We start from the raw sequence: 24,945 nt of genomic DNA, 5'->3' as shown, positions 1-24,945 counted from the left end.
CCGGCGAGGAGCCGTTTCCTCAGTTTACGTGATCGCCGTGACGTCGATAAAGGTGATCACGACGCCGGCGATGAAATTGTCGATGCTGCGGTAGGGCAGGATGCGCACGATGTAGCGCGTGCCGGTGTCGGGCGCGGTCAGCTCGCGTTCGACGCTCGCCAGCGTCCGCAGCACGCGCCGGACATCGTCGTAGAGTTCCTCGATCGGAATACGCGCCTTGATGTGCGCGATCGGCCGGCCGACATCGGTCTCGACTAGATGCAGCAATTGGGTGATCGCCGGAGTGAAGTTCATCACCTTCAGCTCGTTGTCCAGGAACACCGTTGCGATCTGCGTGCTCTCGAGGAAGTTCTTCAGGTCGCTGGTGGCGCGAGTGAGCTCCTGTACGCGATGCGCCAGCTCGCCGTTGACGGTCGTCAGCTCTTCGTTGACCGACTGCAATTCCTCGCGCGAGGTCTCCAGCTCCTCGTTGGCGGATTGCAGCTCTTCGTTGAGCGACTGATATTCCTCGTTGGAGGACTTCAGCTCCTCGTTGGTGCTTTCAAGCTCCTCGATCGTGGCCTGCAGCCGTTCGCGGGTGGCGCGCAGCTCGCTCTCCAGCCGCTCGACATGCTCAGTCCTGACCAGGGCGTTGGGGTTGCTCTCCGCGCGCTCGTCGGACCGGACCGGGCCATCCTTGAACAGGACGACGAAATTGCGCTGGCCGGCGAGGCCGTCCTGGACAGGCTCGACCGTGATGTCGACCAGGACGCGATGCCCGTTGACGCCGAGCTGCACCTGTTCAGCTTGCGCCGCTTCATTGGTTTCCGCTGCGCGGCTCAGCGCGGTGCGCAGCTCCAGCCTGAGATCGCGGTGCACGAGATGCAACAGGTCGAGCGTCGCTGCGCCTGCCGTCGGATCGATGTACCGGCCGGTCCGGCCGGAGAAATGCAGGATGTGAAAATGCCCGTCGGTGATCACGTAGGCCGGCGCATAGCGCTCGGCGATGCGCTGGGCGCGGCGCTCGAGACCGACATCCGTGCCGATGGAGCGCGGGGGCGGAGCGTCGATCGCCGCCCGTCCGGCCGCCGTCGTGATCGGAAATTCCGGCGGCAGCCGCGTTCCGTTCTCTAGCCTTCTGAAGATACGCGCGCGCCGATCGACCGGCGCAAACAGCTTCAGGTGCCGGGTGACGTTCTCGGAATTGCCCAGGAACAGGAAACGATCCGGGAGCAGCGCAAAGTGAAACAGCGGGATCACGCGGTTCTGCAGCTCGGCATTGAGATAGATCAGGAGATTGCGGCACGAGATCAGGTCGAGCTTGGAGAACGGCGCATCCTTGGTGACGTTGTGTTGCGAGAAGATGCACATCTCTCGCAGCTCCTTGACGACGCAATACGTGTCGCCCTCGCGCACGAACCAGCGCGCCAATCGTTCCGGAATCATGTCGCTTTCAATGCTGGTGCGATAACGCCCGACGCGCGCGGTGGCGAGCGCCCGGCCGTCGATATCGGTCGCGAAGATCTGCACCTGCGGCGCCGCATCCAGGCTGGCCATATGTCCGCGCAGAAGGATGCCGATCGAGTACGCCTCCTCACCGGTGGCGCAACCGAGCACCCAGATGCGCACCTGCTGGCCAGCGCCCTTTCCCTCGAAGATCTTCGGGATGACCTGGGTTTCCAGGACATCGAACTCCTTCTTGTCGCGGAAAAACTCCGTCACGCCGATCAGAAGGTCGTTGAAGAGATGCTGCGCCTCGTCCTTGTCATTCCTCAGGAAATCGACATAAGAGGAAATATTGTCGATCTGCACCACCTGCATGCGACGCTGGACGCGACGCAGGAAGGTGTTCTGCTTGTAACCGTGGAAATCGTTGCCGGTCTTGTTGCGAAGGATATCCGCAATGCGTGCAAGCGAGCTGGCGGCCGCCGCCAGCACCTCGTCGAACCCCTGCTTCTTCTCGAGCCGCCGCAGGTGGCGGGCGTAGACGTCGATATGTTCCGGAATATCCTCGGGCGGCAGCACGAAATCCGCAATGGCTGCGGCCGAGTTGCTCTCGTCGTACGGCGCGGACTGCCCGTCGGCGCTGCGCTCAGCAATCGCCAGACCGCCATGATCCTTCAAGGTCGCGACCCCGAGCGTCCCGTCGCCTCCCGTGCCGGCCAGCACGACGCCGATCGATTGCTCGGCGCGGTCTTCCGCCAGCGACACCAGGAAACTGTCGATGGCCGCCCGTTCACCGCGCTGGTGCTCGGCGCGCCGGACCGTGAAACGGCCGCCATGAATCGTGGTGATCATATCGGGCGGACAAAGGTGGATCGCGCCGCCCTCCACGATCTGGCCATCGTTGATCTCGCACAGTTTCGCGCCTTCTGATCGCTGCAATGCTTGGTGCAGCTGGGTGTCCTCGATGGCAGCCCGGTACTGCAGCACGAGCACGATTGCCTGGTCAGGACTGAGCCTCAGCTTCGAGAAGAACCGCCCGATGCTTTCCACGGCCCCGGCGGACGCACCGACGCCGACGATCAGCGGCACCTTTGACTGGCGCTCTTCGTCTCCGCTCTGCGGTTGACCAACATCATCCATGATCGCAACGACTCTCGTTGACCTGTAGGCGCCTCGCCCTAGCCATGTTGATAGCAGAGTTCAGTTCCATCCCAATGGGATACGTAGGCATTATCCAATTTCCTGAAAAACTCGACCCGACGCGCGGTCGCCCTCCAGGAACGGAGAAGTCATGGCGCCAACAGCCAAGCCAGGAGACTGCCTTTCGGGAGTTCGCAGCCCTCCTTGCGCTCCGGCCCAAACTCGTCCCATCGCGCCTTTAGGAAGATGTGACCTGTCCTTCGAGATATGCGACCCGCTGCGCAATCAGGGTCCGATGTCGTTCCCACTCGATCAAGGTCTGCTTGAGCAGGCTGGCCAGACGCTCGGCCTCGTTGGTGTCGTGGCCGGCCCGCCGCAGCCAAAGCACCAAATCCTGCTGGCTGCGAAGGCGCTTCCAGCCCTCCTCGATATCGACCTCCGCCTTGACCAGAAGCGCCCGTTCCGACCGCAACTGCTCGGCCCAGTTCGCATGTTCAGCGCCAGCCATCACGGTTCCTTCTGCGCCGGTCGCGTCGGATCAATTCATTGTAGCATGACTTGCCCGATCATATCCGGATCTTCACGCTATGCGACGGCAAGCGCGTGCGCGCCCTATGGAATCGCGATCGACCGCTCCCGGACCAGATCGAGCAAGGCGTCGCCAAGCCGGGCGCCTGGAGCGCAGAGATCGACCGTGGTTGCTTGCAGCGCCCGGCGCGGCATTTGCTGGAAATAGCGTCCGCGGGATCCTGCACCAGCGTGATCCCGCCGCAACGCTTGATCGCTTGCAGGCCCGCGGCCCCATCGGATAACCGCTCGCTCAGCACCACGCCGATCACCCGAGGTCCATAGTGCCGCTCGGCCGAGCGAAACAACGGGTCGATCGCCGGCCGCACCAGGTTCTCGCACGGGCCACGATCGAGCATCAGATGGCCGTCCAGGACCAGCAGATGACGGTCCGGCCCCGCCAGATAGACCTGGCTGTTCTCGATCACCATGCCGCTTTCCGCTTGCCGGACCGGCAGCCTGCCGGCCGCGCCCGCGACCGTCGAGAGAATGCCGATCCCATTGGCCGGCATGTGCAGCACAATGCAGATTGCGGCCGGCAGGTCAGGCGGCAATCGCCCGAGGATTTGCCTCAAGGGTGCAATTGCCCCGGCGGAGCCGCCGATGACGATGATATCGCGATCGGGCATGGAACCCATCGTTGTTGATGTCGTTTGCAACAAAGCGAGCTTTCGTCCTCCGTTCCTGTTTTGCGATGGATTCAAGCCGAGGCGAGGCCGGTGCCGGATATCTGATCACGTCGAACGATCACGCGAGCGCTGGCTCCTGACGTCACGTCCTCATCGTCGAAGCGGGTCCGTTGTGGAAAAGGCGAGACCGAACCGTGCGCGCCCGCACCGTCGTGTGTGACGCAGATCGCTCCGCTCGATCGTGGAACGTCCGGGAGCGGCGGCTTCATCGTTCGAGCCCTTCGTGCTACGGTCAATCCATCACCGGCTGAGGCTTTGTCCGTAGGCGTCGGTGGCTGAGAGACCGAGCGCGCTCCCGCCTGCTAGCGATGGAGACGCCGATGTCCGGCCGCGTACCGATTTATCATCTTGATGAAGCCGATGCTGCCATTACGGCCCACACACGCGAACTGATCCGACAGGCCCGCGACCTGCTCAAGGCGCCCAACGATACGTTCCTCGGCCGAAAGACCTCCGAACCGTTTCCAAGGGAGGGCAAGCATGGCCACGCGACAGTGAAGCTGACCTGACCTGCGCGCCGGATCTCGAGCACAGGCGGGCACGGCGACAACAGCGTGGAGGCCAAGGCTACCGCTCCAGCGATGCTGAAACGACGGATGGCGTGACATCTGTTCCCGGCATAGACCTAGGCAGCCGATCTGGAGAAGGAACGCTCCGATGCCTGACGAGTGGATTGCCTGGCAGGTCGCGCGGGTGATCGCGCGGCGGCGCAGAAGCGACGCCCTGACCCAAGAGGCGCTGCAACGTTCATACCTCAGGATCAAGGAATCCTGCGAACTCTTGAACGCTGACGTGCCAAGGGTCTGGACCGCACCAGGCCGCAATGAAGGTTCGGCGCGCCGCGATACCGCAAACCTTATTGTTCGCGGCGCGACCGGGAATTGACCGGCAGTTGGCCCCGGGGACGTCACGATTCGATGAGCAACGCCACGACGTCGCCCGCGCGCAGCGTCTGGCCCGGTTTCACCGGCACCGACGCGATGCGGCCCGCAGCGGGTGCGTGCACCGAGATCTCCATCTTCATGGATTCGATGATCGCCAGCACGTCACCGGCCGCGACTGCGGTGCCCTCCTCAACCAGGATCTTCCAGATGTTGCCGGGCACTTCGGAAAAGGCGCCGATCTGGCCGTCGGGAATGCCCGCCGCGGCGACACCCGCATCGATCGATTCCGCCGGCACCTCATCGAGCTTCATCTCGCGCCAGCGCTGACGCTCGGCATCGAACGCGGCCTGCTGGGTCGCCTTGAATGCTGCGATCGACGAATGCGTCTCGGTCAACTGCTTCGCGTAGTCGGCGTAGCAGAATTCGCCCTGCTCGATCCTGATGTCGTATTGCCCGTGCGGGAATGCGGCGCGGGCGTCCAGCAGTTCGTCGGCGTCGACCGGGAAGAAGCGGATCTTGTCGAAGAACCGCAGCAACCAGGGATGGCCGGGCTCGAACACCCGCGTCGTGCGCCAGGTGTTCCAGACCTGGATGGTGCGTCCGAACAGCTGGTAGCCGCCCGGCCCTTCCATGCCGTAGATGCACATATAGGCGCCGCCGATTCCGACCGCGTTCTCCGGCGTCCAGGTCCGCGCCGGGTTGTACTTCGTGGTCACCAGGCGATGCCGCGGATCGAGCGGGGTCGCCACCGGTGCGCCGAGATAGACGTCGCCGAGGCCGAGCACGAAGTAATCCGCATCGAGCACGATGCGGCGAACGTCGTCCTCGCTGCCGAGCCCGTTGATGCGGCGGATGAACTCGACATTCGACGGACACCATGGCGCATCAGCACGGACCAGCTCCTGATACTTGCGCATCGCCAATTCGGCCTGCGGATCCCGCCACGACAGCGGCAGATGCACGGTGCGGCTCGGCACCCGCATCGCATCGACATCAGGCAGTTCGCGCTCGATCCGCCTGAGCACATCGAGCAGCTTGGTTCGCGGCAACGCAGTGCCGTCATAATGGATCTGCAACGAACGGATGCCGGGCGTCAGATCGATCAGGCCGCCGAGCTTCGCAGCCTCCAGCGCCTGCGCCAGCACATGCACGCGCAGCCGCAGCGCGATGTCGAGCTCCATCGGGCCATATTCGACCAGCAGATTGTCGTCGCCGGCGCGGCGGTAGACCATCGGGATCGGGCCATCATCATTTCGCCCGACAATGGCGGCGCCGACTTCGGCCGCACGCAGCACGGTGGGGCCGGCGACCGGATCGTCGCGTTTCACCGGCACGAAGCGGACGGTGTCGCCGGGCCGGAGCTGGCCGACCTTCCAGAGCTCGTCGCGCGCGACGACCGCTGGACACACGAAGCCGCCGAGACTCGGGCCGTCGGGCCCGAGGATGATCGGCATGTCGCCGGTGAAGTCGATCGAGCCGACCGCATAGGCGTTGTCGTGGATGTTCGACGGATGCAGCCCGGCCTCGCCGCCGTCGGCCCGCGCCCAGCGCGGCTTCGGCCCGATCAGCCGCACCCCGGTCCGAGCACTGTTGAAGTGCACCTCGTAGCTCGCCGCGAACAGCGTCTCGATGTCCTCATCGAGGAAGAAGTCCGGCGCGCCGTGCGGGCCATAGACCACGCCGATTTGCCACGCCGAAGTCAGCTCCGGCCGCTCGTCCACCGTGGCGCGCCGCGGCGCCGCAAGGCCTTGCGTCTTCGCGCCGATATGCAGCACGTCGCCGGCCTTCAGCGAGCCCGTCGCGTGGCCGCCGAAGGCGCCGAGAGCGAACACCGCACGCGAACCCAGAATCTCGGGCACATCGATGCCGCCGCGCACGGCAAGATAGGTGCGCTGGCCCGGGCCCTTGATGCTGCCGATGACGAGCGTCTGGCCCGCACGCACCGCGACAGGCTCGTGGTAGGCGAGATCAATACCGTCGAGCGACGCCTTCATTTGCGCGCCGGACAACGCGACGATCGCATCGGTGTTGAAGCGCAAAGTCGGCCCGTTGACCGTCAGCTCCAGCGCGGTCGTTACCTCCGGATTGCCGACCACACGGTTGGCGAGGCGGAACGACCGCTCGTCCATCGGCCCGCTCGGCGGCACGCCGACATGCCAGAGATGCAGCCGGCCGGGCAATTCCTGCACGCCGCTTTGCGCACCGGGCGCGACGACGTCGATGGTGTAGGGACGATAGGCGAATGCGCCGAGCACGCTGGTCGCGACCTGCCCGCTCCGGAACACATCCGACGCCGCGATGGCGCGCAGATAGTCGAGATTGGTCTCGATGCCGGCGACGATCGTGTCGTCCAGCGCCTGCGTCAGCTTTGCGATCGCGGCCTCGCGCGTCTCGGCCGACACGATGATCTTGGCCAGCATCGGATCGTAGAACGGCGACACCTCGGCGCCGGTCTCGATCCAGCCGTCGATCCGCGCGTCCGGCGAAAAGCTGACCCGCGTCAGCCGGCCCGCGCTCGGGCGAAATCCTGCGCCCGGATTCTCGGCATAGAGTCGCACCTCGATCGCCGCGCCCTTTGGCGTCAGCGTGCTGGCCTGGCCCAGCACGTCCTCGCCGGCCGCCTGCCGGATCATCCATTCGACGAGGTCGACGCCGGTGACCTGTTCGGTGACGGGATGCTCGACCTGCAGACGGGTGTTGACCTCGAGGAAGTAGAAATCCTCGCGCTCGACGTCGTAGATGAACTCCACCGTGCCGGCGGATTCGTAGGCCACGGCCTTGCCGAGCGATACCGCGGCCGCATGCAACCGCTGGCGGATATCGTCGGACAGCCCCGGCGCCGGCGTCTCCTCGAAGACCTTCTGGTTGCGGCGCTGCAGCGAGCAATCGCGCTCGCCGAGCGCGATCACGTCGCCCTTGCCGTTGCCGAAGATCTGCACCTCGATGTGGCGCGCGCGGGCGACGAACCGCTCGAGATAGACCCGGGCATCGCCGAAACTGGCGCGCGCCGTGCGCTGCACGGACTCAAAGCGCTCGCGCAGCGTCGCCATGTCGTGGCAGAGCTGCATGCCGATGCCGCCGCCGCCCGCCGTGCTCTTCAGCATCACTGGGAAGCCGATCGCCTCCGCCTGTTGCACCGCCTCTTCGATGGTGTCCAGCAGGCCGGAGCCCGGCAGCAGCGGCACGCCGCTGCGCTCGGCGAGCTCGCGCGCGCGGTGCTTGAGGCCGAAGGCATCGAGATGCTCGGGCCGCGGCCCGATGAATTTGATGCCGTGTTCGGCGAGCCGCTCGGCGAAGCGGCGGTTCTCCGACAAGAAGCCGTAGCCGGGATGCACCGCCTGCGCGCCGGTCGCAAGGCACGCGGCCATGATCGCATCGACGTTGAGGTAGCTCTCGGCGGCGGGCGCCGGGCCAATGCGCACCGCCTCGTCAGCCTCGAGCACCGGCCGCGTGAAGCGGTCGGCGTCGGAATAGACCGCGACCGAAGAGGTGCCCATGCGGCGCAATGTCTTTCCGATCCGCCCGGCGATCTCGCCGCGGTTGGCAATCAGGACCTTGCTGAACATGCGTCACGCCTCCGGCTCGACGTCGTAGATCGTGACCTGTACCGGCGTTGGGAAGAAACCGTTGCAAGGGTTGTTGATCTGCGGGCAGTTCGAGATCAGGCACAGCACGTCCATCTCGGCGACCAGCTCGATGGCGTCGCCGGGCTTGGAGACGCCATCGACCACAGTGAAATTGCCGGTGGGATCGATCGGCACGTTCATGAAGAAGTTCAGATTCGGCACGATGTCGCGCTTCGACATGCCGTATTTGGCGGCCTCGATCACGAAATTCTCGCGGCAGGCATGCTGGTAGCGGGTCTGGTGCCCGAACCGAACGGTGTTGCTCTCGCAGGAGCAGGCACCGGCGGAGGTATCGTGCAGGCCGCAGCTGTCTGCCGTGACGCGCAGCATCACCCGGCCCTCGTTGGACATGATCCTGGTGCCGAGCCCGACATAGGCCGAGCCCTGCGCGCGCAGCGTATCCTGCCCGCTGTAGCGCTCGCCGAAGTCGTCGGCGCGATAGAACAGCGTATCGACCGCCTGCTGGCCATGGGTATCCGTGATCCTCAGCGTCTGTCCCTTGCGGATGACGGCGGACCACGGCTTGCGCGCGGGGATTTCGACGTCGAGAACGATGCGGCCGCGGGTCTCGGCGGATTGCGTGGTCATCGCACCGCTCCTTCGCTCGTCTCGCCGAAATACAGCGCATTGTTCTGATAGGCGCGGATCGCCTCGGCCGTCGCGGTGCGGCACAAATCGTCGGCCGCGAGTGCACCGGCACGATAGCGCACGATCTCGACGCTCGCCCGCGGATAGGTCTTGGCCGGGTCGAGCGGATGCGGACAGTTCGACAGCGCGATCAGCAGGTCCATATCCGCGCGCAGGTCGACGAAGTCACCCTTGTGCCGTCGCGCGTCGGACCAGACAAACTTGCCGTCCGCATCGATCGCAACCGGCGCAAAGAAGCTGACGCAGGGATGGACGTCGCGGCGATCGAGCCCGAGCTTGGCTGCCGCCAAGAGGAAATTGTCACGCGTATTGCGGAAATTTCCGTCGCCGTACTTCGCCAGGTTGGTCGCCGCGGTCGAGCCGCCGACCACCGCATCGTGCGCGGCGCTGGTGTCCTCGGTGATGCCGAGCAGCGCCCGCCCCATGTCGGACAGCAGCACACGCCCCTTCTGCAGCCGCGCCGCCCATTGCACCTTGATGGTGTCGGCGTGGTTGAGCCTCTCGGTCGGGTCGGCGGCATTCCAGGCGAGCAGGCTGACGGCCGATGTCCCCGACGGATTGACGATGCGCAGCGTATCGCCACGGTTCAGGCACGTGGTCCAGTACCAGCCGGCCGGAATCACCTCGCGATGAATGATCGCGTCAGTCGCGATCGGCGCGGCGTCGCGCGCCGTCGGCTGTGGCAGCGCGCGCGGCGCGTGCTCCTGTCCGGCCGCCTTCAGCTCGTTGTAGCGCTTTGTATGCGCCGTGACCTCAGCCTTCTGTTCCTCTGTGAGGATCATGGGTGCTCCTTCAAGACGAGAGCGCCGGGCCGTCCCGGCTGATGCTCCTGGTCTGACCGGGTCGTCCCGATCGGAGCTGGTTGAACTGCTGACCGCAGCTCGGCGCTGCGGCGCGGAAAGATCTCGAGGTCGCGCGACACCGTGGCGCCGTAGCGCTCGCGCTCCTCGGGCCGATTGCGCTGCCGCTCCAGCGCGATCACGCGGGTCGCGAGCCCGAACGCCTCGCTGAGGTCGTGCGTCACCATCACGACCGTCAGATGGGTCTCGTTCCACAGCCGCTTCATCAACAGGTGAATGTCGGCACGAATCCCGGGATCGAGCGCGCCGAACGGCTCATCGAGCAGCAGGATTTTCGGCTCGCGCATGATCGCTTGGGCTAGCGCAAGGCGCTGCTGCATGCCGCCGGACAATGCTGATGGATATTTGCTCTCCTGGCCGGCGAGCCCGACCTCGGCCAGGAGCTCCATCGCGTTGTCCATGGCGGCGCGGCGCGCGGCGCCGAACAAGCGAGCGGAGAATTTGGCGTCGCGCAGTTCGCGGCCGAGCAATACGTTCTGCAGCACCGTCAGATGCGGAAACACCGAGTAGCGCTGGAACACCACGCCGCGATCGGCATCCGGCTCGCCGAGCAACGGCTTGCCGTCGACCAGGATCTGGCCGCGGCTCGGCTGCTCCTCGCCGAGCAGCATCCGCAGCAGCGTGGTCTTGCCGCAGCCGGACGGTCCGACCAGTGCAATGAAAGCACGCGGCTCAACCTCCATCGTGATGCGTTCGAGCACGATGTGATCGCCATATTCCTTCCAGACGTCGTCGAACCGGATCGCGCTCATTCCGCCCTCACCGACGCAAACCAGGGAAACAGCCTGCGCTGCAGAACGCGCAGGCCGACATCGATCAGGAACGCCAGCAGCGTGATCCAGGCGACGTAGGGAATGATGACGTCCATCGCGAGATAGCGCCGCACCAGGAAGATCCGGTAGCCGAGCCCGGAGTCGGATGCGATCGCCTCCGCCGCGATCAGGAACAGCCATGCGGGACCGAGTTGCAGGCGCAGCACGTCGATCAGGCGCGGCAGGGTCTGCGGCATCGCGACGCGTAGCGCGATCTGCCAGGTCGAGGCACCGAGCGTCTGCGCCTTGACGATCTGCTCGCGCGGCAACTCCTGCACTTTCATGGCGAGATCGCGGATCATGCAGGGCAGCGTCCCGATCACGATGAGCGCTATCTTGGAGTTCTCGCCCAATCCCATCACGATGAACAGGATCGGGAGCAATGCCAGCGGCGGCACCATCGAGGTGACGGACACGAACGGCCCGAGCAGGGCATTGGCGCCGGGCAACAGTCCGATCACGATGCCGAGGATGAGCGCCGCCACCGTCGAGATCGCCAGCGCCGACCCCAGCCGCCCGAGGCTCGCAACGGTGTCGGAGGCCATCAGATAGCTGCCGGTGCGGGGGTCGACCTCGAACGCCATCTGCTTGACGGCCTGCACCATGCTCGGCAGCGCCGGCAGCAGCTTGTCGTTCGGGTTTTGCGCGAGCCGCGCGCTGGAGCCGGCGAAGTAGGCGATTGCGACCAACAGGAACGGCAGCGCGAGCAGATAGAATCGCGTCTGACGTCCCGGCCGTATGTTCACAAGTCGCATCCTCGGCTCCTGCTTGTGGCGGCACTAAGCGCTCAGAGCTTGCCCTTGGCGGCTTCATCCATAAAAGTCGAGTCGAAGCGCAGCTTGACGTTCGACTTGTCTCCCAGCACCGACTTGTCGGCGAGCTCGATGCCGACGGCGTCGGCTGATTTCGCGCCCTTGCCGAGCAGGTCCTTCTCGAACAGGAACTTGCGGACGCGATCCATGGTCGCCCCGACTGTCTTGCTGCGCGTAAACGCTTCGGCGTCGGTTGCCTTGTCGAACAGTTTGGTGGTCGAGAGCTGGCTGTCGAAGCCGGCGAGATCGGTGCCGGAAGCCTTGGCCATCGCCTCCTTCGCAGCCTTCGCGGCGGGATCGTTCGCCGTCATTTTCGACAGCGTCTCGTACCAGATGCCGACCAGTGCCTTGGCGAACTCCGGATTATCCTTGGCGACCGCCGTGTTCACCACCATCAGATCCATGATCTCGCCGGGGATCTGCGAGGAGTCGAATACCTTCTTGGCGTCGGGCGAGCCGAGGATTTCGGTCACGATCGGATTCCAGGTCACGACCGCGTTGACGTCGGGCGTCTTGTAGGCGGCGGCGATATCGGCATCTGAGGTGTTGACGACCTTGACGTCCTTCTCGCTCAGCTTGCTGGTCTCGAGCGCCCGGGCCAGCAGATAGTGCGACACCGAGAATTCGACCAGGTTGACCGTCTGTCCCTTGATGGCGGCGAGATCCGACTTGTTCTTGAGGATCACGGCGTCGTTGCCGTTGGAGAAATCGCCCATCACGACCGCTGTCGTGTCGACGCCACCGGCGGCGGGAATCGATAGCGCGTCCATGTTGGTGATGGTGACGGCGTCATAGCCGCCGGCGGTGTACTGGTTGATCGATTCGACGTAGTCGTTGAACTGCTTGACCTCGATCGTGATGCCGTATTTGTCGGCCCACTTCTTGACGATGCCGGTGTCGGCCGCATAGCCCCATGGCATCCACCCGACATAGATCGACCAGGCGACCTTGAAGCTCTTCTTCGGTGCGGCGTCGGCGACGGATGCGGCCGCGAGCACGATCGCGCAGCCGGTGACAACAGAGCGGAGGAAGAAAACGAGTTTGTTCATTGCCGATCCCTCTTGCGAAACTTCACAAAAAGGGACTGGCGAAAAGACCATCGCTCCGCCAATCCCTTGGCTAACGAGGTCTCCCGGGCTTTTATCCCGCCGTGCACCTACGGGGATGTCTCCCCCGCAAGCGGCTGCTCTCGGACCAGCACCTTGTGTCTCAAGGTCGGAACCCTAGCGGCCAACTCAGCGCCATTGATGCACGAGGCGTGCCACAGCACTGGGGTTTGAATCTCATGAGATTTCGGCGCGCGTGGCGTGGCCGCGCGGACGCTCTGCTTAAAAACTACGCAGGCCTGCCCAGAATTGGCTCTGTCATTCCGTCGTGGGCGTCAGCAGGATGCCTGCTATCGCTGATGTCGAGGGGATGTTCGATGCGCAGGCTCTTGACTGCTCTCTGGCGCGGATTGCATGGCCGCTACGGCCTGACGCCGCGATGCGATGTCGGCGGTCCGGCGCGGACCAGGCTCTGACGCGGGTGGCCGGTCACTTCTTCATGGTGTTGACGGCGACGCTTTCCTTATAGGCCGGCCGCGACGTAACACGGTCGAGATACGGCGTTGCGACCTCGCAGACCCCGACACCGTAATCGATCGCCCACACCAGACAGGTCGTCAGCAGGATATCCGCGCTGGTGAACTGATCGCCCATCAGATATTGCCGGCCGTCCGACAGGGCGACCTCAACGTGCCGCAGCTGCTGGCGGAAATACTCGGCCGCTTTCACGACCACATCAGGAGCGTGGCCGTAGATATGGGCAAGGCCCTGGACGTCATGGCGGCGCATCACATAGAGACTGGTCGAGTCGAGCTCGGCCACGATGAAGAAGCACCATTCCAGCCATCGCGCGAAATCGCGCTCCTCGATGGGAACGAGCGAGACGTTCGGGTTGGAGTAATGGCGCGCCAGATAGGCGACGATCGCCGCACTCTCCCCGATCGTGAAGTCGCCGTCCTGCAGCAGGGGAATCTTCTGCCGCGGATTGAGCAAGGTGTATTCCGGAGTCTTGGTCTCGCCCGAACGCGGCAGGATCGGCTTGCAGTGATAGTCCAGCCCCAATTCGTGCAATGCCCAATGGGCCCGGATCGTCCGCGATGTCCCTATCCCCCATAGCGTCAACGCTTCCGGCATGGTGTCACCATTTCTCGACGGAAGGACGCAGATCGAGTTCATGGCTCCAGCCGTCGCGGCTCTGCTGGTGCACGAACCAATAGGCCTCAGCGATCGAGGACGTGCGCGTCAAGGAATCCGGCGGGATCGCCGTCGCATCGATGCCCGTGGCGGCCTTCATCCGCTGGTGGATGGCCGGGCTGTCGACGCCGGCATCGATCAACAGATGCGCGACATGGATGTTCTTCGGCCCGAGCTCGCGCGCCATCGCCTGGGCGACTGCGCGCAGGCCGAACTTGGCGGACGCGAACGCCGCAAAGCCGCTGCTGCCACGCACGCTCGCGGTCGCGCCGGTGAACAGCATGGTGCCGCGGCCATGCCGCAGCATATGCCGTGTCGCCTCGCGCCCGACCAGGAAGCCGGCGAAGCAGGCGAGCTCCCAGGCCTTGAAGAACAGCTTTTCGCTGGTCTCGTGCAGCTCCTTCTTGACGTTCGAGCCGGCATTGAACAGGCAGACCTCGATCGGCCCGATTTCGCGTTCGACCCGCTCGCACAGCTCCTGCACCTCACTCTCGCGCCGTGCGTCGACGCTGAACGCATGCAACTGGCTTCCGGCACCGGTCAGCTCCTCCACCAGCGCGCCCGACTTTGCCGCATCGCGCCGTGCGATGCAGACGGTGTAGCCGCCGGCGGCGAAGCGCCGCGCCACCGCGGCGCCGATCGCATCGCCCGCGCCAACCAGCAAAGCAGTCTTGTTCGTCTCGGCCATAGGGCATCTCCCACCGACGGCGGTTGTTTTGGTTCAGCAATGGTGACGTTGCGTCGCGTGGTCGCTCAGACCGCGCGCACGGCCTTCTGCTCGATCATCTCTGCGATGACGGCTTCGCCGTAACCGAGATCGCGCAGTACCTGCCTGGTATGCTGGCCGATGCGCGGGGCCGGGCCGCCGATCGCGGCGGCGTCGACCTCGAACCGCGCCGCAGGCTTCGGCTGCCGCACGGTGCCGACGCCGGGCTGCTCCAGCTCGGCGATCAGCCCACGAGCGACCACCTGCTCGTTGGCAATGATTTCGCCGCGCCTGAGGATCGGCGCGCAGGGCACGTCGGCCGCATCGAGCCGAGCCAGCCATTCGGCGGTGGTGTGCCTGCCGATATAGTCCTGCATCTTGTTGATGCGCGCCGTCGCGTTGACCGAGCGCGACGCTGGCGTGGCGAAGCGTTCATCTCTGGCAAGCTCCGGGTCGCCGGTAGCTTTGCAGAAGCCCTGCCATTCGGAGTCGGAGATCGTTCCGCAAGTGAGGTATCCGTCCGAGGTCTGGAACACGAGATCGGGACGATCGTTCGGATCCGCCGTCGCCTGTTCCCGGCCAACCACCGTGTACTGCATCATGCCTTCCGGCCAGAGATAGGCGATCATCGCGTCGAGCATCGCCACCTGGATGTGCTGGCCGCTGCCGGATTTTTCCCGCGCGTAGAGCGCCGCGGTGATCGCCTGCGCGGCATAGACCGCCGTGGTCTTGTCGGCCACGATGGTCCGGATCATCTGCGGACGGTTGGTCACCGGCTGCGCCTGGATATCGCAGAAGCCCGACAGGGCCTGCACGATCGGATCGTAGACGCGCTTCTTGGCGTAAGGCCCGTCTTCGCCGACGCCGCTGATCGAGACATAGATCAGCCGCGGATTCTTCCTGCGCACCTGGTCCGGACCGAGCCCGAGACGTTCCATCGTGCCGGGCCGGAAATTCTGCACCAGCACGTCGGACTGCATCACCAGCTTGCTCAGCACGTCCCGGCCGGCATCCGTCTTCATGTCGATCGAGAGCGAACGCTTGCCGCGGTTCGACGAGATGAACAGCGCCGAGAACTCGCCGGTCTTGTCGACATTGGCCCGGCTGCGGCGGGTGATGTCGCCGCCGATCGGTTCGACTTTCAGGACGTCCGCGCCCTGATCGGCCAGGAACATCGTCGCGAACGGACCGGAAACGACACCGGTCAGATCAAGTACGCGAACTCCCGCCAATGGCCCTGGCATGCTTTGCTTCCTTCTCCAATGCGCGGACGCGACCAAGCCTTGCGCGCAACCTCGGCATACGATGGACGGGCCCGCCGGCGCTTGCTGGAAAGCGCCTCGACTTGCAAAAAAGCGCCGAAACTCACGCCCGGCCCTGCTGCCGGAATACCGACGGACTGACGCCCGTGACTTGCCTGAACGTCGACGAGAAATGCTGGGCGTGGCTGAACCCCGACGCCAACGCGATGCTGGTCAGGCTCTCGTCGGTGTCGCTGAGCCGGCGCTTGGCGACCTCGATGCGCAGGCCAAGCACATAGCGATGCGGGCTGGTGCCCATGCTCTCCTGGAACGCGCGCAGGAAATGCCGCTTGCTGAGACCGGCAACATCTGACAGTGCCGACAACGAGATCGTCTCGCCAAGATTGGCCCTGACGAATTCTTCGATCCGCCGCAGCTTGAGCGCCGGCAGTCCGCCACGGCTCGGCGCCTTCGCGGGTTCTGCAACGCGCGAGAGCCGCGCCATATGGGCCAGCGCCTGGCTGGCCCAGCCTTCGGCGAACAGATCGAACAGATTGTCCGGCGTGGCCGCTTCCTGGCAAAGCTCGGAGAGACCGCGGCAGAGCTGGTCATGGCCGAACGCAATCGCTGATGTTTCGATCAAGCCGTTGAGACGGCTCTGCACGAATTTCGGGTCGAGGAAAACGACGACATAGTCGAATGCCGGGCCGACCGACCACTCGCCCTCGATCTCGGTACCGGCCGGGAACAGCGCGAGGTTGGCCGCCCTGGAGAACTCATATTCGACCGGACGGCCGTCGATCGTGGCCTGCAACCGCGAGCAGCCGTTGCGGAACCAGAACAACGTCAGTTCAGGCTGCCGGAAGTGCCAGTTCATGCGCGGCCGCGAGGTCCGCCTGAGCAGCTCGACCCTGATCGGCTCCGACCGCGCGATGACGGACGACACCAGCTCACCGCCGACCTCGCGGACAAACCGCTCCGGACGCGCTTCCTCCATGGGACATCTCCTCCGCGTTTGGCACGGATGGTAAGTTCCAAATCAGAATTGACGATCCGGCGCCAGAAATCCAGCCCTTTGATCGCTGATCGCCAAGATGTTAGCGGGCAGTTGCGGAGGATTGCGCATGGGACCGTGATGTCAGCGGTTCTCGACCGATCATTCCAAATCTGTCATTGCCAAACAATGGCACGACCAAAGGAATTCATTGCAGAAGAGGCGCTCGATGCCGCGATCCGCGTATTCCGCGAGCACGGCTACGAGGGCACGTCGGCCGAAATGCTAGTGCGAACGCTCGGCATCGGCCGGCAAAGCCTTTACGACACGTTCGGCGACAAGTGGCAGCTGTATCTCGCCGCAGTGCAGCGCTATGCCGCCCGAGAGACCGCGGCACATTTGTCAGCCCTCGCAAGCCAGCCGCGCGCGGTCGACGGCCTTCGCGCCATGGTCGAGCGCGTGGTGGATGACGCAGCGGAGGCGTGTCTGGGCGTCAATTCGATCTGCGAATTCGGCACCGGCAAGCCCGAGCTTGCGACTATTCGTGACAATGCGGGACGCGCTCTGAGCAAAGCGATCGTGGCGCGAATCCGCGAAGCTCAGGCGCAGGGAGACGTGGCAGCCGAAATCGATCCGTCGAGCGCGACCGAATTCCTCCACGCATCGTTCGCAGGCATCCGGATCGCCGCCCGTGGTGGCGCCGGACAGCGGCGGCTGCGGGCACTCGGACAGTTGGCGATGCGGGCCCTCGTGTAATTTTTTTGGCCTATTCTGGAATGAACATTCCAATAAGAAAGGAAGCACGGAAATGACTGACCCAGTATCGGATAACCCACGCACCGCCCTCATATTCGGGGGCTCCCGGGGGATCGGCGCCGCGATCGCCAAGCGCCTCGCGGCGGAGAAGTTCTCGGTCGCCCTCACCTATGTGAGCAGGCCCGACAAGGCGCGCGAGGTATGCGACGCAGTATCCGGAGCGGGAGGCAAGGCAATCGCGATCCACGCCGACAGCGGCGATCCCGCCGCGATCCAGCGCGCCGTCGCGGAGGCCACCGATCAACTCGGACTGCTCGACGTCGCGGTCATCAATGCCGGCGTGCTTCGCCTCGGATCGATCGAGTCGTTCAATCCCGACGATCTCGATCTGCTGCTCAATGTGAACATTCGCGGCGTGTTCCTGGCGATGCAGGCCTCCACCGCCGCCATGCGTGACGGCGGGCGGATCATCACCATCGGGAGCAATACGGCAATCAGGACCGGCGCCGCCGGCGGCAGCGCCTATGCAATGACGAAGGCCGCGGTCGCGTCACTCGTGAAGACCGCAGCACTCGATTTGGCCCCGCGGCAGATCACGGTCAACAATCTGCAGCCGGGACCGACGGAAACCGACATGACCGCCGGCATGGCCGATTGGCTGAAGGAGAGGATTCCATTGCGCCGCCTGAACAGTCCGGACGATGTCGCATCGGCCGTCTGCTTCCTGGCCAGCAGCAGCGCGAGCCTGATCACGGGCACCAGCATCACCATCGACGGCGGCTACGTTCTCTGATCGAACGCCGTCACGATGCGACAGCGCCGCGCTATCCGGCGACCCGGAGCGCGGTCACCGCGACGCAGGCGTTGCCGAACGGAATCAGCACCACCTGCGCGCCGTTCGGCAGCGCGATCGTCGCGAGGTCACCGAGCGCGCCGCTTTGCCCGTTGAGCTTGGCGAGTTCGGCTGCAACCGTCGGGCAGCTTTCCGCGCTCGGCGTTACCCGCACCAGATTGCCCTCGCAGGACGACCCGACCGGCGCGGCAAACACGATGCCGGCGGCGCGCTGGGCAGCGCTGCCCTGCGGCGCCTGGTTGGGTGCGAGTGCGACCAGCGACTGCACCGAATGCGAATTGCCGGCCTTGGCATCCCACTGCGACTGCGCGGTGTAGTTGGAGTTGGTCGCAAGACCGCGGCCGAGCAGCCCGAACAGATTGGCGCAGGTCGCGATGTTGCCCTGCCGCGCATGATCGTCGAACACGGTCGGCTGCTGCCCCGCCTGCTGCTGTGGAACGGATGCCGCGGCTGCCGCTGGCGTCTGCGCCTCCTGCGGGCGCGGCTGCGACTTGTGCGGCTGTGGCTTCGCAGCGGCGGCAGGCTTCTTGGCCGGTGCAGGTGCGGCCGGCTGCAAGGGTGCAGGTTGCGTTTGCTGCGCGTAGACCACGACGCCGGCAGCACCGAGCGCGGCCACGACGACCGCAACAAAGATCAATCCAAGGGTGCGCCGCATCGACAATCCGTCCTTTTCACTTCGCACTTCAGTTTCGAGCCGGATGCCGGAATTCCTCATCCGCATGTCCGACCTCGCTTCATTTCAGTTTCGCCAGCACACCGGACAGTCCATCGAGCGGCGCTTCCAGCACGATCGGCCCTGCTTGCGGAAGCTGATAGGACACAAGGCACGGCGTCGCCGCCCGGATGTGCCGCCTCAGCACATTGCCGATCGCGACCGTGGCAAAGCAGAAATTGGCGTCGCAGCGATCGGTCTGCGCGACGATGCGGTCGGGACTATCGCCCATCGCGAGCTCGATCTGCGCGCCGACGCCAGCGGCTGCGGGAATCCGCATCGCCATCAGCGGCTTGCCGTCGGCGGTCGCAATCAGCGACCAGTTGAAGGCGACCGCGCCCTGCGCGTTGACGATCGACTGCGTGACGTTGCAGACGCGGCGCTTGGATTTGAGACTCTCGTCGCAGATCAGGGTCCAGTTCTTGAACGGCTGGATCATCCGCCTGAACTCGCCGAGCGTCTCGCCTTCCGGCACCACGACGTCGGACGGCTTCACGCTGTAGGCAGCTGGCGGCGCGCCCTGTGCGGCGGCGCTCGCCGCCGCACCGAGCCAGATCGCAAAAGCCAGACACGCCAGCCGCCTCGTCGCCGTCAGCGTCAATTGAGCGTCAGGCTCACGCCGGCACTGACGCCCCAGTCGCCGCCGGCGGTGGTTGCCGCCGCGTTGGTGCGCAGCTTGCCGTTCTCGCTGGTGTAGCCGATACCGAAGGCGAGCGCGCCCTGGCTGCGCCAGACGCCGCCACCGGCCGATGCGCTGATCTTGCCGGGCCGGTCGTCATAGCGCAGCGATGCCGCAGCCATGCCGATCGCGGCGGCGCGCCAGGCGTCCTGCCGCACCTCGCCGATCTGGCCGTTGAGTTGCTGGAACGCGCTGTTGAGCTGGTTGACGTTGACCGCGTCGGTGCCGGCGACACCCGCCGCCACGTTGCTGATCGTCACCGGTCCGCCATTGCCGCTGTTCAGCGTCACCTTGTTGGTGGTGTTGCCGGAGGCATCGGTGTCGTAGCGGATCGAGCTACTGGCAACCGCCTGCAGCTGGCTGACATTGACCGCATCCGTCGCGGCCGAGCCGGCGGCGACATTGGTGACGCGGCGTTCGGCGCCGGCCGAGCCGACCGACACTTCGCCGGTCGCAACCCCCGCGACGCTCTTGCCGACGACGGGCGTATAGGCCGCATCGCTCAGATTGGCGGTGGTGGTTGAGTTCGCGCCGAGCGCCAGCGAGTTGGCCGCCGTTGCCTTGGCGCCGGCGCCGATCGCGACCGAATTGTCGCCCGACGCGGCCGAGCCGTTGCCCATCGAGATCGCATTGGCACCGCTCGCCACCGACCGCGGTCCGATCGCGACGCTCTCCGCACCGGTCGCAATGGAATCCGCCGCGGTCGAATTGGCGTGGAAATATTTCACGCCGCCGCCGCCGGTCGAGATGTTGCTGACCGTGGTGTAGAGCGCGGCGAGCGAGGTGTTGGTGGCCCAGAGCTGCGAGCCGTTGATCGCATCCGTCGAGGTCGAGCTGATCTGGCCCGCGGCCACGTTGGTGATGGTACGCTCGGCACCGGCGCTGCCGACGCTGACGGTCGAGGTCGGATTGGTGCCGGCGAAGTCGTAGGTGGTGCCGGCGATCGTGGTGCTGGCGGTCTTGACCACCGCCTGTGTGGTCGAATTGGCGCCGAGCGCGACGTCGCCGGCCTGCGCGGTCGCCTTGGCATTCGGGCCGAGTGCGACGCTGGTCGGGTTGGTGGTCTGGGCTCCAGCGCCAATCGACACCGACTGGATGCCGTTGGCCGCCGCGTTGGTTCCGAATGCGATCGAATCGGTGAAGTTGGACACCGAATTCTGGCCGATCGCGATGCCGCCGGGCGCGGTCTGCGCCACGGTTGCGCCAAAGCCCATGCCGATGCCGTTGTCGCCATTGACCACGGTCGCAGGTCCGACCGCGACGGAATTGTTGCCGACCGCGAGCGAGTCGGCGAGCGTCGAGTTGGCGTGGAAGTATTTCGTCGTCGTGGTCGCAAACGAGGTCAGCGCGCCGGTCAGCTGCCGCACGGTGACCGCGTCGCTCGACTGGGTGCCGTCAGCCACATTGGTGATCTGGCGATAGCTCGTCGCATTGCCGACCGACACCGCGCCGAGCAACGCGAGATCGGTGGTGTTGTAGGGAATGATGGTGCCGCCGATCGTGCCGGACGCCGGCGCGAGCGCGCGGTTTGAGATCGAGCCCGAACCGATCGCAACGCCGCCATCGACCGTCGCCTGGGTGTTGAAGCCGAGCGCGGTGGAATTGGCTGCGGTTGCCGACGCGGCGACGCCGGCCGCCATCGAGTTGGCCCCGGTCGCGCCGTTGTTGTTGTAGTTGGCCTGCTGGGTGCCGCCGTCGTTGTAGCTGTAATAATGCGTCAGGCCGTTGTTGACGACAGTCGAGAGGCTGTCGATCGCCGAAGTCGCGGCAAACAGCTGCGAGCCGTTGATCGCGTCGGTCGAGCCGTTGCTGACTCGTCCCGCCGCGACATTGGTGATGGTGCGTTCGTTGCCGACGGAGCCGACGCTGATCGTCGAGAGCGGGGTGGTGCCGGCGAAGCTATAGGTGGTGGTGCCGATCACCATGCTGCCGGTTTGAACCGCCGCGGCAGTGACGCTGCCGGAGCCGAGCGCGACCGCGCCGGCGTTCGCGGCGCTGGCATTGGCGCCGAGCGCGAGCGCATTCGCAGCTCCCGCACTCGAATTGACACCGAGGGAGGTCGCCTGAACGTCGGAGGCCGCCGCATTCTGGCCGATCGCCGTGCTTGACGTCGCCGAGGCCTGGGCATTGGGTCCGATCGCCGTGCTGAATTGGCCTGTCGCCTTGGATATGTATCCCAACGCCACTGCATCGAGCGCCGATGCGGTAGATTGGTAGCCGGCGGCGATCGCATTGTTGCCGCTGGCCGCCGAGGCGTTACCAACCGAGATGGCATTGGTGCCGGTCGCTGTCGACACCGGGCCGATCGCAACCGAGTCGGTGCCCACTGCGGAGGAATCCGCCAGCGTCGAATTGGCATGGAAGTACTTGATGCCGCCCCCGACGTTGATGTTGTTGACGGTATTTGCGAGGCTGTCGACCGCCTGGTTGGTGGCGAACAGCTGCGAGCCGTTGATCGCGTCGGTCGAAGAGTTGCTGAGGCGTCCCGCAGCGACGTTGGTGATGGTGCGTTCTGCGCCAAGCGCGCCGACGCTGACGGTCGAGAGCGCTGTCGTCCCGGCGAAGCTGTAGGTGGTGCCGTTGATCACCGTGTTCGGCGTGTTGACAGCGGCCGACGTGACGCTGCCGGAGCCGAGCGCAATAGCGCCGGCATTGCTCGCGTTGGCGTTGGCGCCGAGCGCGAGTGCATTCGCGGCACCGGCACTCGAATTGACACCGAGAGAGGTCGCCTGAGCATCGGAGGCCGCTGCATTCTGGCCGACCGCAGTGCTGGACGTGGCCGAAGCCTGGGCATTGGGGCCGACCGCGGTGCTGAATTGGCCGGTCGCCTTGGCGATGTATCCAACCGCGACGGCGTCCACGCCGGACGCCGCAGCGCTCACCCCTGCCGCAAGCGCATTGGCGCCTGTGGCTCCAGCGTTGTTGTAGTTGGTATCCGTGCCCGTGCTCACACTGTTGACGCTATAATCGTGGATCGCGCCGGCGGTGATCTGGCTCGAGAGCGTATTGGCGACGCTGTAGAGCTGCGAGCCGTTGATGGCGTCCGTGCTCGACGTGCTGATCCGCCCGGCCGCGACGTTGGTGATGGTCCGTTCCGCGCCGACCGCGCCGACGCTGACCGTCGAACCCGGCGTGGTGCCGGCGAAGCCTGAATAGGTGATCCCGTTGATCACCGCGTTGGGCGTGCCGACCGCCGCAGCGGTGACGCTGCCGGAGCCGAGCGCGACATCGCCGGATTTTGCCGCCGCCGTGGCGCCGTCGCCCAGTGCGATATTGCCGGCAAGGCCGCCAGCGCCCGCGGTCGAGCCATTGCCGAGCGCAACCGAGCCCTGCCCGATCGCCTTGTTGTTGTTGCCGATCGCAACCGCGCCGTTGGCCTGGTTGGCGGCGGTGGCACTGGCCGTGCCGTCGCTGTTGGCGATGTTGTTCGCGCCGCCGGTGAAGGCGCCGGTGCCGCTGGCATAGCTGGGATCGCCGATCGCGACTGCACCGTTGCCGAAGGCGGTGTTGTTCGCGCCGATGGAGACGGCCTGACCGCCGGTTGCCACCGAGTTGGTGCCCACCGCAACGGCATTGGTCGAACTGGCCGCGGCATTGGTGCCGAGCGCAATCGCGCTGACGGCGCTGGCAGCCGCCTGCCCGCCGATGGCGATGGCGTTATTCCCGGAAGCATTGGCGCCGGCCGTCGAATTGCCGCCGAGCGCTACCGATCCGGCGCCTGAGGCGATCACCCGCGTCGACACCGTAGTCCCGCCGGAGCCAATTGCAGTTGCATAAGTGCCCGTCGCTTGGGCCTGGGTGCCGAGGGCAGAGGCATTTCCGCCTGATGCGGACGCCCCAACGCCGAGAGCGGCAGCAGAAACACCGGTGGAGCTCGCATTATTGCCGACCGCGATACCGCCCGTCGCCGTGCCGCCGACGATTGCACCCGATCCGATCGAAACCGCGCCCCCCGCGGCCAGCGCCTGCGCCTGGTTACCCAAAGCAACGGCGAAATTCCCGGATGCAGTGGCGAGATTGCCTCCGGCAAATGCGCTCGTCCCCGACGCTGCGGCGGAAGAGCCGATGGCAATCGTAGTCGCGCCCGATGCGTTGGCGGTGTAACCCAACGCGCTGGCTCCCTGCCCGGAAGCAGTCGCGCCATTTCCGAGCGCTGTCGACTGATTTCCCGTCGCGGCAGCGGATGTACCCAACGCGCTGGAGCCGGTCGCTGTCGCAGAAGCGCTCGAACCGACACTGGTCGACCACGCCCCTGTTGCGGTGGATCCGGTACCGAGCGCGACTGCCTCGAACGTGAAGCCGGAGGGAGCGGTCCCGCTGGCATTGGCATTCACGCCGATGGCGATCGGGGAGCCGCCGCCGGTTCCGGCGTTTGCCTTGGCGCTGGTTCCGATGGCCGTGCCCGAGCCGTTTGGGGATGATGCGGCAGCGCTAAATCCAATGGCTAGCGAGGAGCCGCCGGAAGCGCTCGAGCCGTTACCGATGGCGGTCGCAGCTGCCCCATTTGCTGTGGTGTTGACGCCGAAGGCGCTCGATCCGGCGCCGGTGGCGTGCGCGTTCCCGCCGATAGCCAGAGCATTGACGCCAGTCGCGTTAGCAAAGACCCCCATGCCGATCGCATTCAGGCCGTTCACAGAATTGGCATAGCCCACGATGATCGAGCCATCGCCGGTCGCGGTATTGGCATCGCCGATTGCCAGCGAGTTCTGCCCATTTGCATTGGTGCCGGTGCCGATGGCGGTTGCGTTAGCGCCGGCAGCATTGGCGCCGCAACCCATGGCCGTGCTGCCTGCGGTTGCAGCAGTGGGGTTGCTGCAGTTGGCAGGGTTGCTCAAGACACCATTTCCGATCGCAACCTGCGCGAACGCCGCCTGCGGAGTCATGCCTCCGATGGCGACAAGCAGCGCGCCGACCACTCCGCCGACACCCAGCGAACCGAGCCCCAGCCGGTCGCGCTTGACACCGAGTGTCCGATGGGACTGACGCAGCACGGAGAGAAGTCGCCGCCGCAGCGAACGGCTGCCCGCATCGCTCGACGCGACCCAGCTCCGGACGAAGCCGGAGCGGCCCTGACTCTTCAGCGATTCGGTTGAGTTGCGTGCGACAACCATGGTGCGACCCCTTTGTGACATCTTGTCCAGACGTCGGGGGTGCTGGGCCGCGGACCGTGTCGACATGCGCGTCCTTCGGGAGCGCATGTGACGATATGAAGACAGCGCAACGCGCGCCTGCCTTGTTGTCCTGACCGATGATGTGTCGAACTCAACGAGCGCATCTTGCCACCCAGCGCCCGCTCGACTG

The 24,945-nt window shown here is 65.4% G+C and carries 18 protein-coding genes, 2 pseudogenes and 1 riboswitch; of the genes and pseudogenes, 4 read left to right on the top strand and 16 right to left on the bottom strand.

The window, feature by feature from the left end; translation table 11 throughout:
- Positions 1–27: 27 nt before the first annotated feature.
- The 3 genes and pseudogenes from AKN83_RS10665 to AKN83_RS10655 form a co-directional block, all read right to left on the bottom strand.
- Positions 28–2,565 (bottom strand): annotated as a pseudogene (locus tag AKN83_RS10665) (CheR family methyltransferase); the annotation flags it as partial.
- A 238-nt stretch (positions 2,566–2,803) separates the two neighbouring features.
- Positions 2,804–3,073, bottom strand: a complete 270-nt coding sequence (locus AKN83_RS10660) for a hypothetical protein (protein WP_050405828.1) — start codon at positions 3,071–3,073, stop codon at positions 2,804–2,806.
- Between the two features lie 125 nt (positions 3,074–3,198).
- A pseudogene (locus AKN83_RS10655) lies at positions 3,199–3,761 on the bottom strand (chemotaxis protein CheB); the annotation flags it as partial.
- 380 nt (positions 3,762–4,141) lie between these two features.
- On the opposite strand from AKN83_RS10655, the gene AKN83_RS10650 reads away from it, so the two are divergent.
- Positions 4,142–4,330 carry a hypothetical protein gene (locus AKN83_RS10650; protein ID WP_157113308.1) on the top strand — a complete coding sequence of 63 codons (189 nt, stop codon included), beginning with the start codon at positions 4,142–4,144 and terminating at the stop codon, positions 4,328–4,330.
- A 148-nt stretch (positions 4,331–4,478) separates the two neighbouring features.
- Positions 4,479–4,706, top strand: a complete 228-nt coding sequence (locus AKN83_RS39525) for a hypothetical protein (protein ID WP_050405826.1) — start codon at positions 4,479–4,481, stop codon at positions 4,704–4,706.
- A gap of 22 nt (positions 4,707–4,728) precedes the next feature.
- On the opposite strand, the gene uca is transcribed toward AKN83_RS39525, so the two are convergent.
- From uca to AKN83_RS10600, 10 genes are all read right to left on the bottom strand, one after another.
- Positions 4,729–8,271: an urea carboxylase gene (gene uca, locus AKN83_RS10645; protein ID WP_050405825.1), complete on the bottom strand. Its 3,543-nt coding sequence runs from the start codon at positions 8,269–8,271 to the stop codon at positions 4,729–4,731.
- Between the two features lie 3 nt (positions 8,272–8,274).
- Positions 8,275–8,919 carry an urea amidolyase associated protein UAAP2 gene (locus tag AKN83_RS10640; protein WP_050405824.1) on the bottom strand — a complete coding sequence of 215 codons (645 nt, stop codon included), beginning with the start codon at positions 8,917–8,919 and terminating at the stop codon, positions 8,275–8,277.
- Positions 8,916–9,761: an urea amidolyase associated protein UAAP1 gene (locus tag AKN83_RS10635; RefSeq protein WP_050405823.1), complete on the bottom strand. Its 846-nt coding sequence runs from the start codon at positions 9,759–9,761 to the stop codon at positions 8,916–8,918. The genes AKN83_RS10640 and AKN83_RS10635 overlap by 4 nt, the downstream gene beginning before the upstream one ends.
- Positions 9,758–10,591, bottom strand: a complete 834-nt coding sequence (locus tag AKN83_RS10630) for an ABC transporter ATP-binding protein (RefSeq protein ID WP_050405822.1) — start codon at positions 10,589–10,591, stop codon at positions 9,758–9,760. The genes AKN83_RS10635 and AKN83_RS10630 overlap by 4 nt, the downstream gene beginning before the upstream one ends.
- Positions 10,588–11,406: an ABC transporter permease gene (locus AKN83_RS10625; RefSeq protein ID WP_050405821.1), complete on the bottom strand. Its 819-nt coding sequence runs from the start codon at positions 11,404–11,406 to the stop codon at positions 10,588–10,590. The genes AKN83_RS10630 and AKN83_RS10625 overlap by 4 nt, the downstream gene beginning before the upstream one ends.
- Before the next feature lie 32 nt (positions 11,407–11,438).
- A complete protein-coding gene (locus AKN83_RS10620) occupies positions 11,439–12,512 on the bottom strand; it encodes a putative urea ABC transporter substrate-binding protein (RefSeq protein ID WP_050405820.1) in 1,074 nt (357 codons plus the stop codon).
- Positions 12,513–12,590: 78 nt separating this feature from the next.
- Positions 12,591–12,701, bottom strand: a riboswitch (guanidine-I (ykkC/yxkD leader).
- 297 nt (positions 12,702–12,998) lie between these two features.
- On the bottom strand, positions 12,999–13,643 hold the full coding sequence (locus AKN83_RS10615) for a glutathione S-transferase family protein (protein ID WP_050405819.1): 645 nt from the start codon (positions 13,641–13,643) through the stop codon (positions 12,999–13,001).
- Positions 13,644–13,647: 4 nt separating this feature from the next.
- Positions 13,648–14,391 carry an SDR family NAD(P)-dependent oxidoreductase gene (locus tag AKN83_RS10610; RefSeq protein ID WP_050405818.1) on the bottom strand — a complete coding sequence of 248 codons (744 nt, stop codon included), beginning with the start codon at positions 14,389–14,391 and terminating at the stop codon, positions 13,648–13,650.
- 65 nt (positions 14,392–14,456) lie between these two features.
- Complete coding sequence (locus AKN83_RS10605) at positions 14,457–15,653, bottom strand: CaiB/BaiF CoA transferase family protein (protein ID WP_050405817.1); 1,197 nt, start codon at positions 15,651–15,653, stop codon at positions 14,457–14,459.
- A 121-nt stretch (positions 15,654–15,774) separates the two neighbouring features.
- Positions 15,775–16,647 carry an AraC family transcriptional regulator gene (locus AKN83_RS10600; RefSeq protein WP_050405816.1) on the bottom strand — a complete coding sequence of 291 codons (873 nt, stop codon included), beginning with the start codon at positions 16,645–16,647 and terminating at the stop codon, positions 15,775–15,777.
- A 186-nt stretch (positions 16,648–16,833) separates the two neighbouring features.
- Between AKN83_RS10600 and AKN83_RS10595 the strand changes: the two genes are divergently transcribed.
- Together AKN83_RS10595 and AKN83_RS10590 are read left to right on the top strand one after the other, a co-directional pair.
- On the top strand, positions 16,834–17,400 hold the full coding sequence (locus AKN83_RS10595; RefSeq protein ID WP_050405815.1) for a TetR/AcrR family transcriptional regulator: 567 nt from the start codon (positions 16,834–16,836) through the stop codon (positions 17,398–17,400).
- A 52-nt stretch (positions 17,401–17,452) separates the two neighbouring features.
- The gene (locus tag AKN83_RS10590) at positions 17,453–18,193 is read left to right on the top strand and encodes an SDR family oxidoreductase (protein ID WP_050405814.1); all 741 of its coding nucleotides are present in this window, start codon (positions 17,453–17,455) and stop codon (positions 18,191–18,193) included.
- Between the two features lie 31 nt (positions 18,194–18,224).
- On the opposite strand, the gene AKN83_RS10585 is transcribed toward AKN83_RS10590, so the two are convergent.
- From AKN83_RS10585 to AKN83_RS41710, 3 genes are all read right to left on the bottom strand, one after another.
- The gene (locus tag AKN83_RS10585; RefSeq protein WP_063695287.1) at positions 18,225–18,908 is read right to left on the bottom strand and encodes a hypothetical protein; all 684 of its coding nucleotides are present in this window, start codon (positions 18,906–18,908) and stop codon (positions 18,225–18,227) included.
- Positions 18,909–18,987: 79 nt separating this feature from the next.
- Positions 18,988–19,566, bottom strand: a complete 579-nt coding sequence (locus AKN83_RS10580; protein WP_050405812.1) for an invasion associated locus B family protein — start codon at positions 19,564–19,566, stop codon at positions 18,988–18,990.
- A complete protein-coding gene (locus AKN83_RS41710; protein ID WP_063695286.1) occupies positions 19,563–24,755 on the bottom strand; it encodes a beta strand repeat-containing protein in 5,193 nt (1,730 codons plus the stop codon). The genes AKN83_RS10580 and AKN83_RS41710 overlap by 4 nt, the downstream gene beginning before the upstream one ends.
- Between the last annotated feature and the right edge of the window lie 190 nt (positions 24,756–24,945).

This window comes from Bradyrhizobium embrapense, assembly GCF_001189235.2.
Taxonomy (GTDB): Bacteria; Pseudomonadota; Alphaproteobacteria; order Rhizobiales; family Xanthobacteraceae; genus Bradyrhizobium; species Bradyrhizobium embrapense.
The sequence above is the reverse complement of the archived record's forward strand: the minus strand, read 5'-3'. Positions and strand labels throughout refer to the sequence as shown.

Excerpts from the sequence above, each read along its gene's own strand:
- AKN83_RS10660 (WP_050405828.1), bottom strand. The coding sequence starts at position 3,073 with ATGGCTGGCGCTGAACATGCGAACTGGGCCGAGCAGTTGCGGTCGGAA.
- AKN83_RS10650 (WP_157113308.1), top strand. The coding sequence starts at position 4,142 with ATGTCCGGCCGCGTACCGATTTATCATCTTGATGAAGCCGATGCTGCC.
- AKN83_RS39525 (WP_050405826.1), top strand. The coding sequence starts at position 4,479 with ATGCCTGACGAGTGGATTGCCTGGCAGGTCGCGCGGGTGATCGCGCGG.
- uca (WP_050405825.1), bottom strand. The coding sequence starts at position 8,271 with ATGTTCAGCAAGGTCCTGATTGCCAACCGCGGCGAGATCGCCGGGCGG.
- AKN83_RS10640 (WP_050405824.1), bottom strand. The coding sequence starts at position 8,919 with ATGACCACGCAATCCGCCGAGACCCGCGGCCGCATCGTTCTCGACGTC.
- AKN83_RS10635 (WP_050405823.1), bottom strand. The coding sequence starts at position 9,761 with ATGATCCTCACAGAGGAACAGAAGGCTGAGGTCACGGCGCATACAAAG.
- AKN83_RS10630 (WP_050405822.1), bottom strand. The coding sequence starts at position 10,591 with ATGAGCGCGATCCGGTTCGACGACGTCTGGAAGGAATATGGCGATCAC.
- AKN83_RS10625 (WP_050405821.1), bottom strand. The coding sequence starts at position 11,406 with ATGCGACTTGTGAACATACGGCCGGGACGTCAGACGCGATTCTATCTG.
- AKN83_RS10620 (WP_050405820.1), bottom strand. The coding sequence starts at position 12,512 with ATGAACAAACTCGTTTTCTTCCTCCGCTCTGTTGTCACCGGCTGCGCG.
- AKN83_RS10615 (WP_050405819.1), bottom strand. The coding sequence starts at position 13,643 with ATGCCGGAAGCGTTGACGCTATGGGGGATAGGGACATCGCGGACGATC.
- AKN83_RS10610 (WP_050405818.1), bottom strand. The coding sequence starts at position 14,391 with ATGGCCGAGACGAACAAGACTGCTTTGCTGGTTGGCGCGGGCGATGCG.
- AKN83_RS10605 (WP_050405817.1), bottom strand. The coding sequence starts at position 15,653 with ATGCCAGGGCCATTGGCGGGAGTTCGCGTACTTGATCTGACCGGTGTC.
- AKN83_RS10600 (WP_050405816.1), bottom strand. The coding sequence starts at position 16,647 with ATGGAGGAAGCGCGTCCGGAGCGGTTTGTCCGCGAGGTCGGCGGTGAG.
- AKN83_RS10595 (WP_050405815.1), top strand. The coding sequence starts at position 16,834 with ATGGCACGACCAAAGGAATTCATTGCAGAAGAGGCGCTCGATGCCGCG.
- AKN83_RS10590 (WP_050405814.1), top strand. The coding sequence starts at position 17,453 with ATGACTGACCCAGTATCGGATAACCCACGCACCGCCCTCATATTCGGG.
- AKN83_RS10585 (WP_063695287.1), bottom strand. The coding sequence starts at position 18,908 with ATGCGGCGCACCCTTGGATTGATCTTTGTTGCGGTCGTCGTGGCCGCG.
- AKN83_RS41710 (WP_063695286.1), bottom strand. The coding sequence starts at position 24,755 with ATGGTTGTCGCACGCAACTCAACCGAATCGCTGAAGAGTCAGGGCCGC.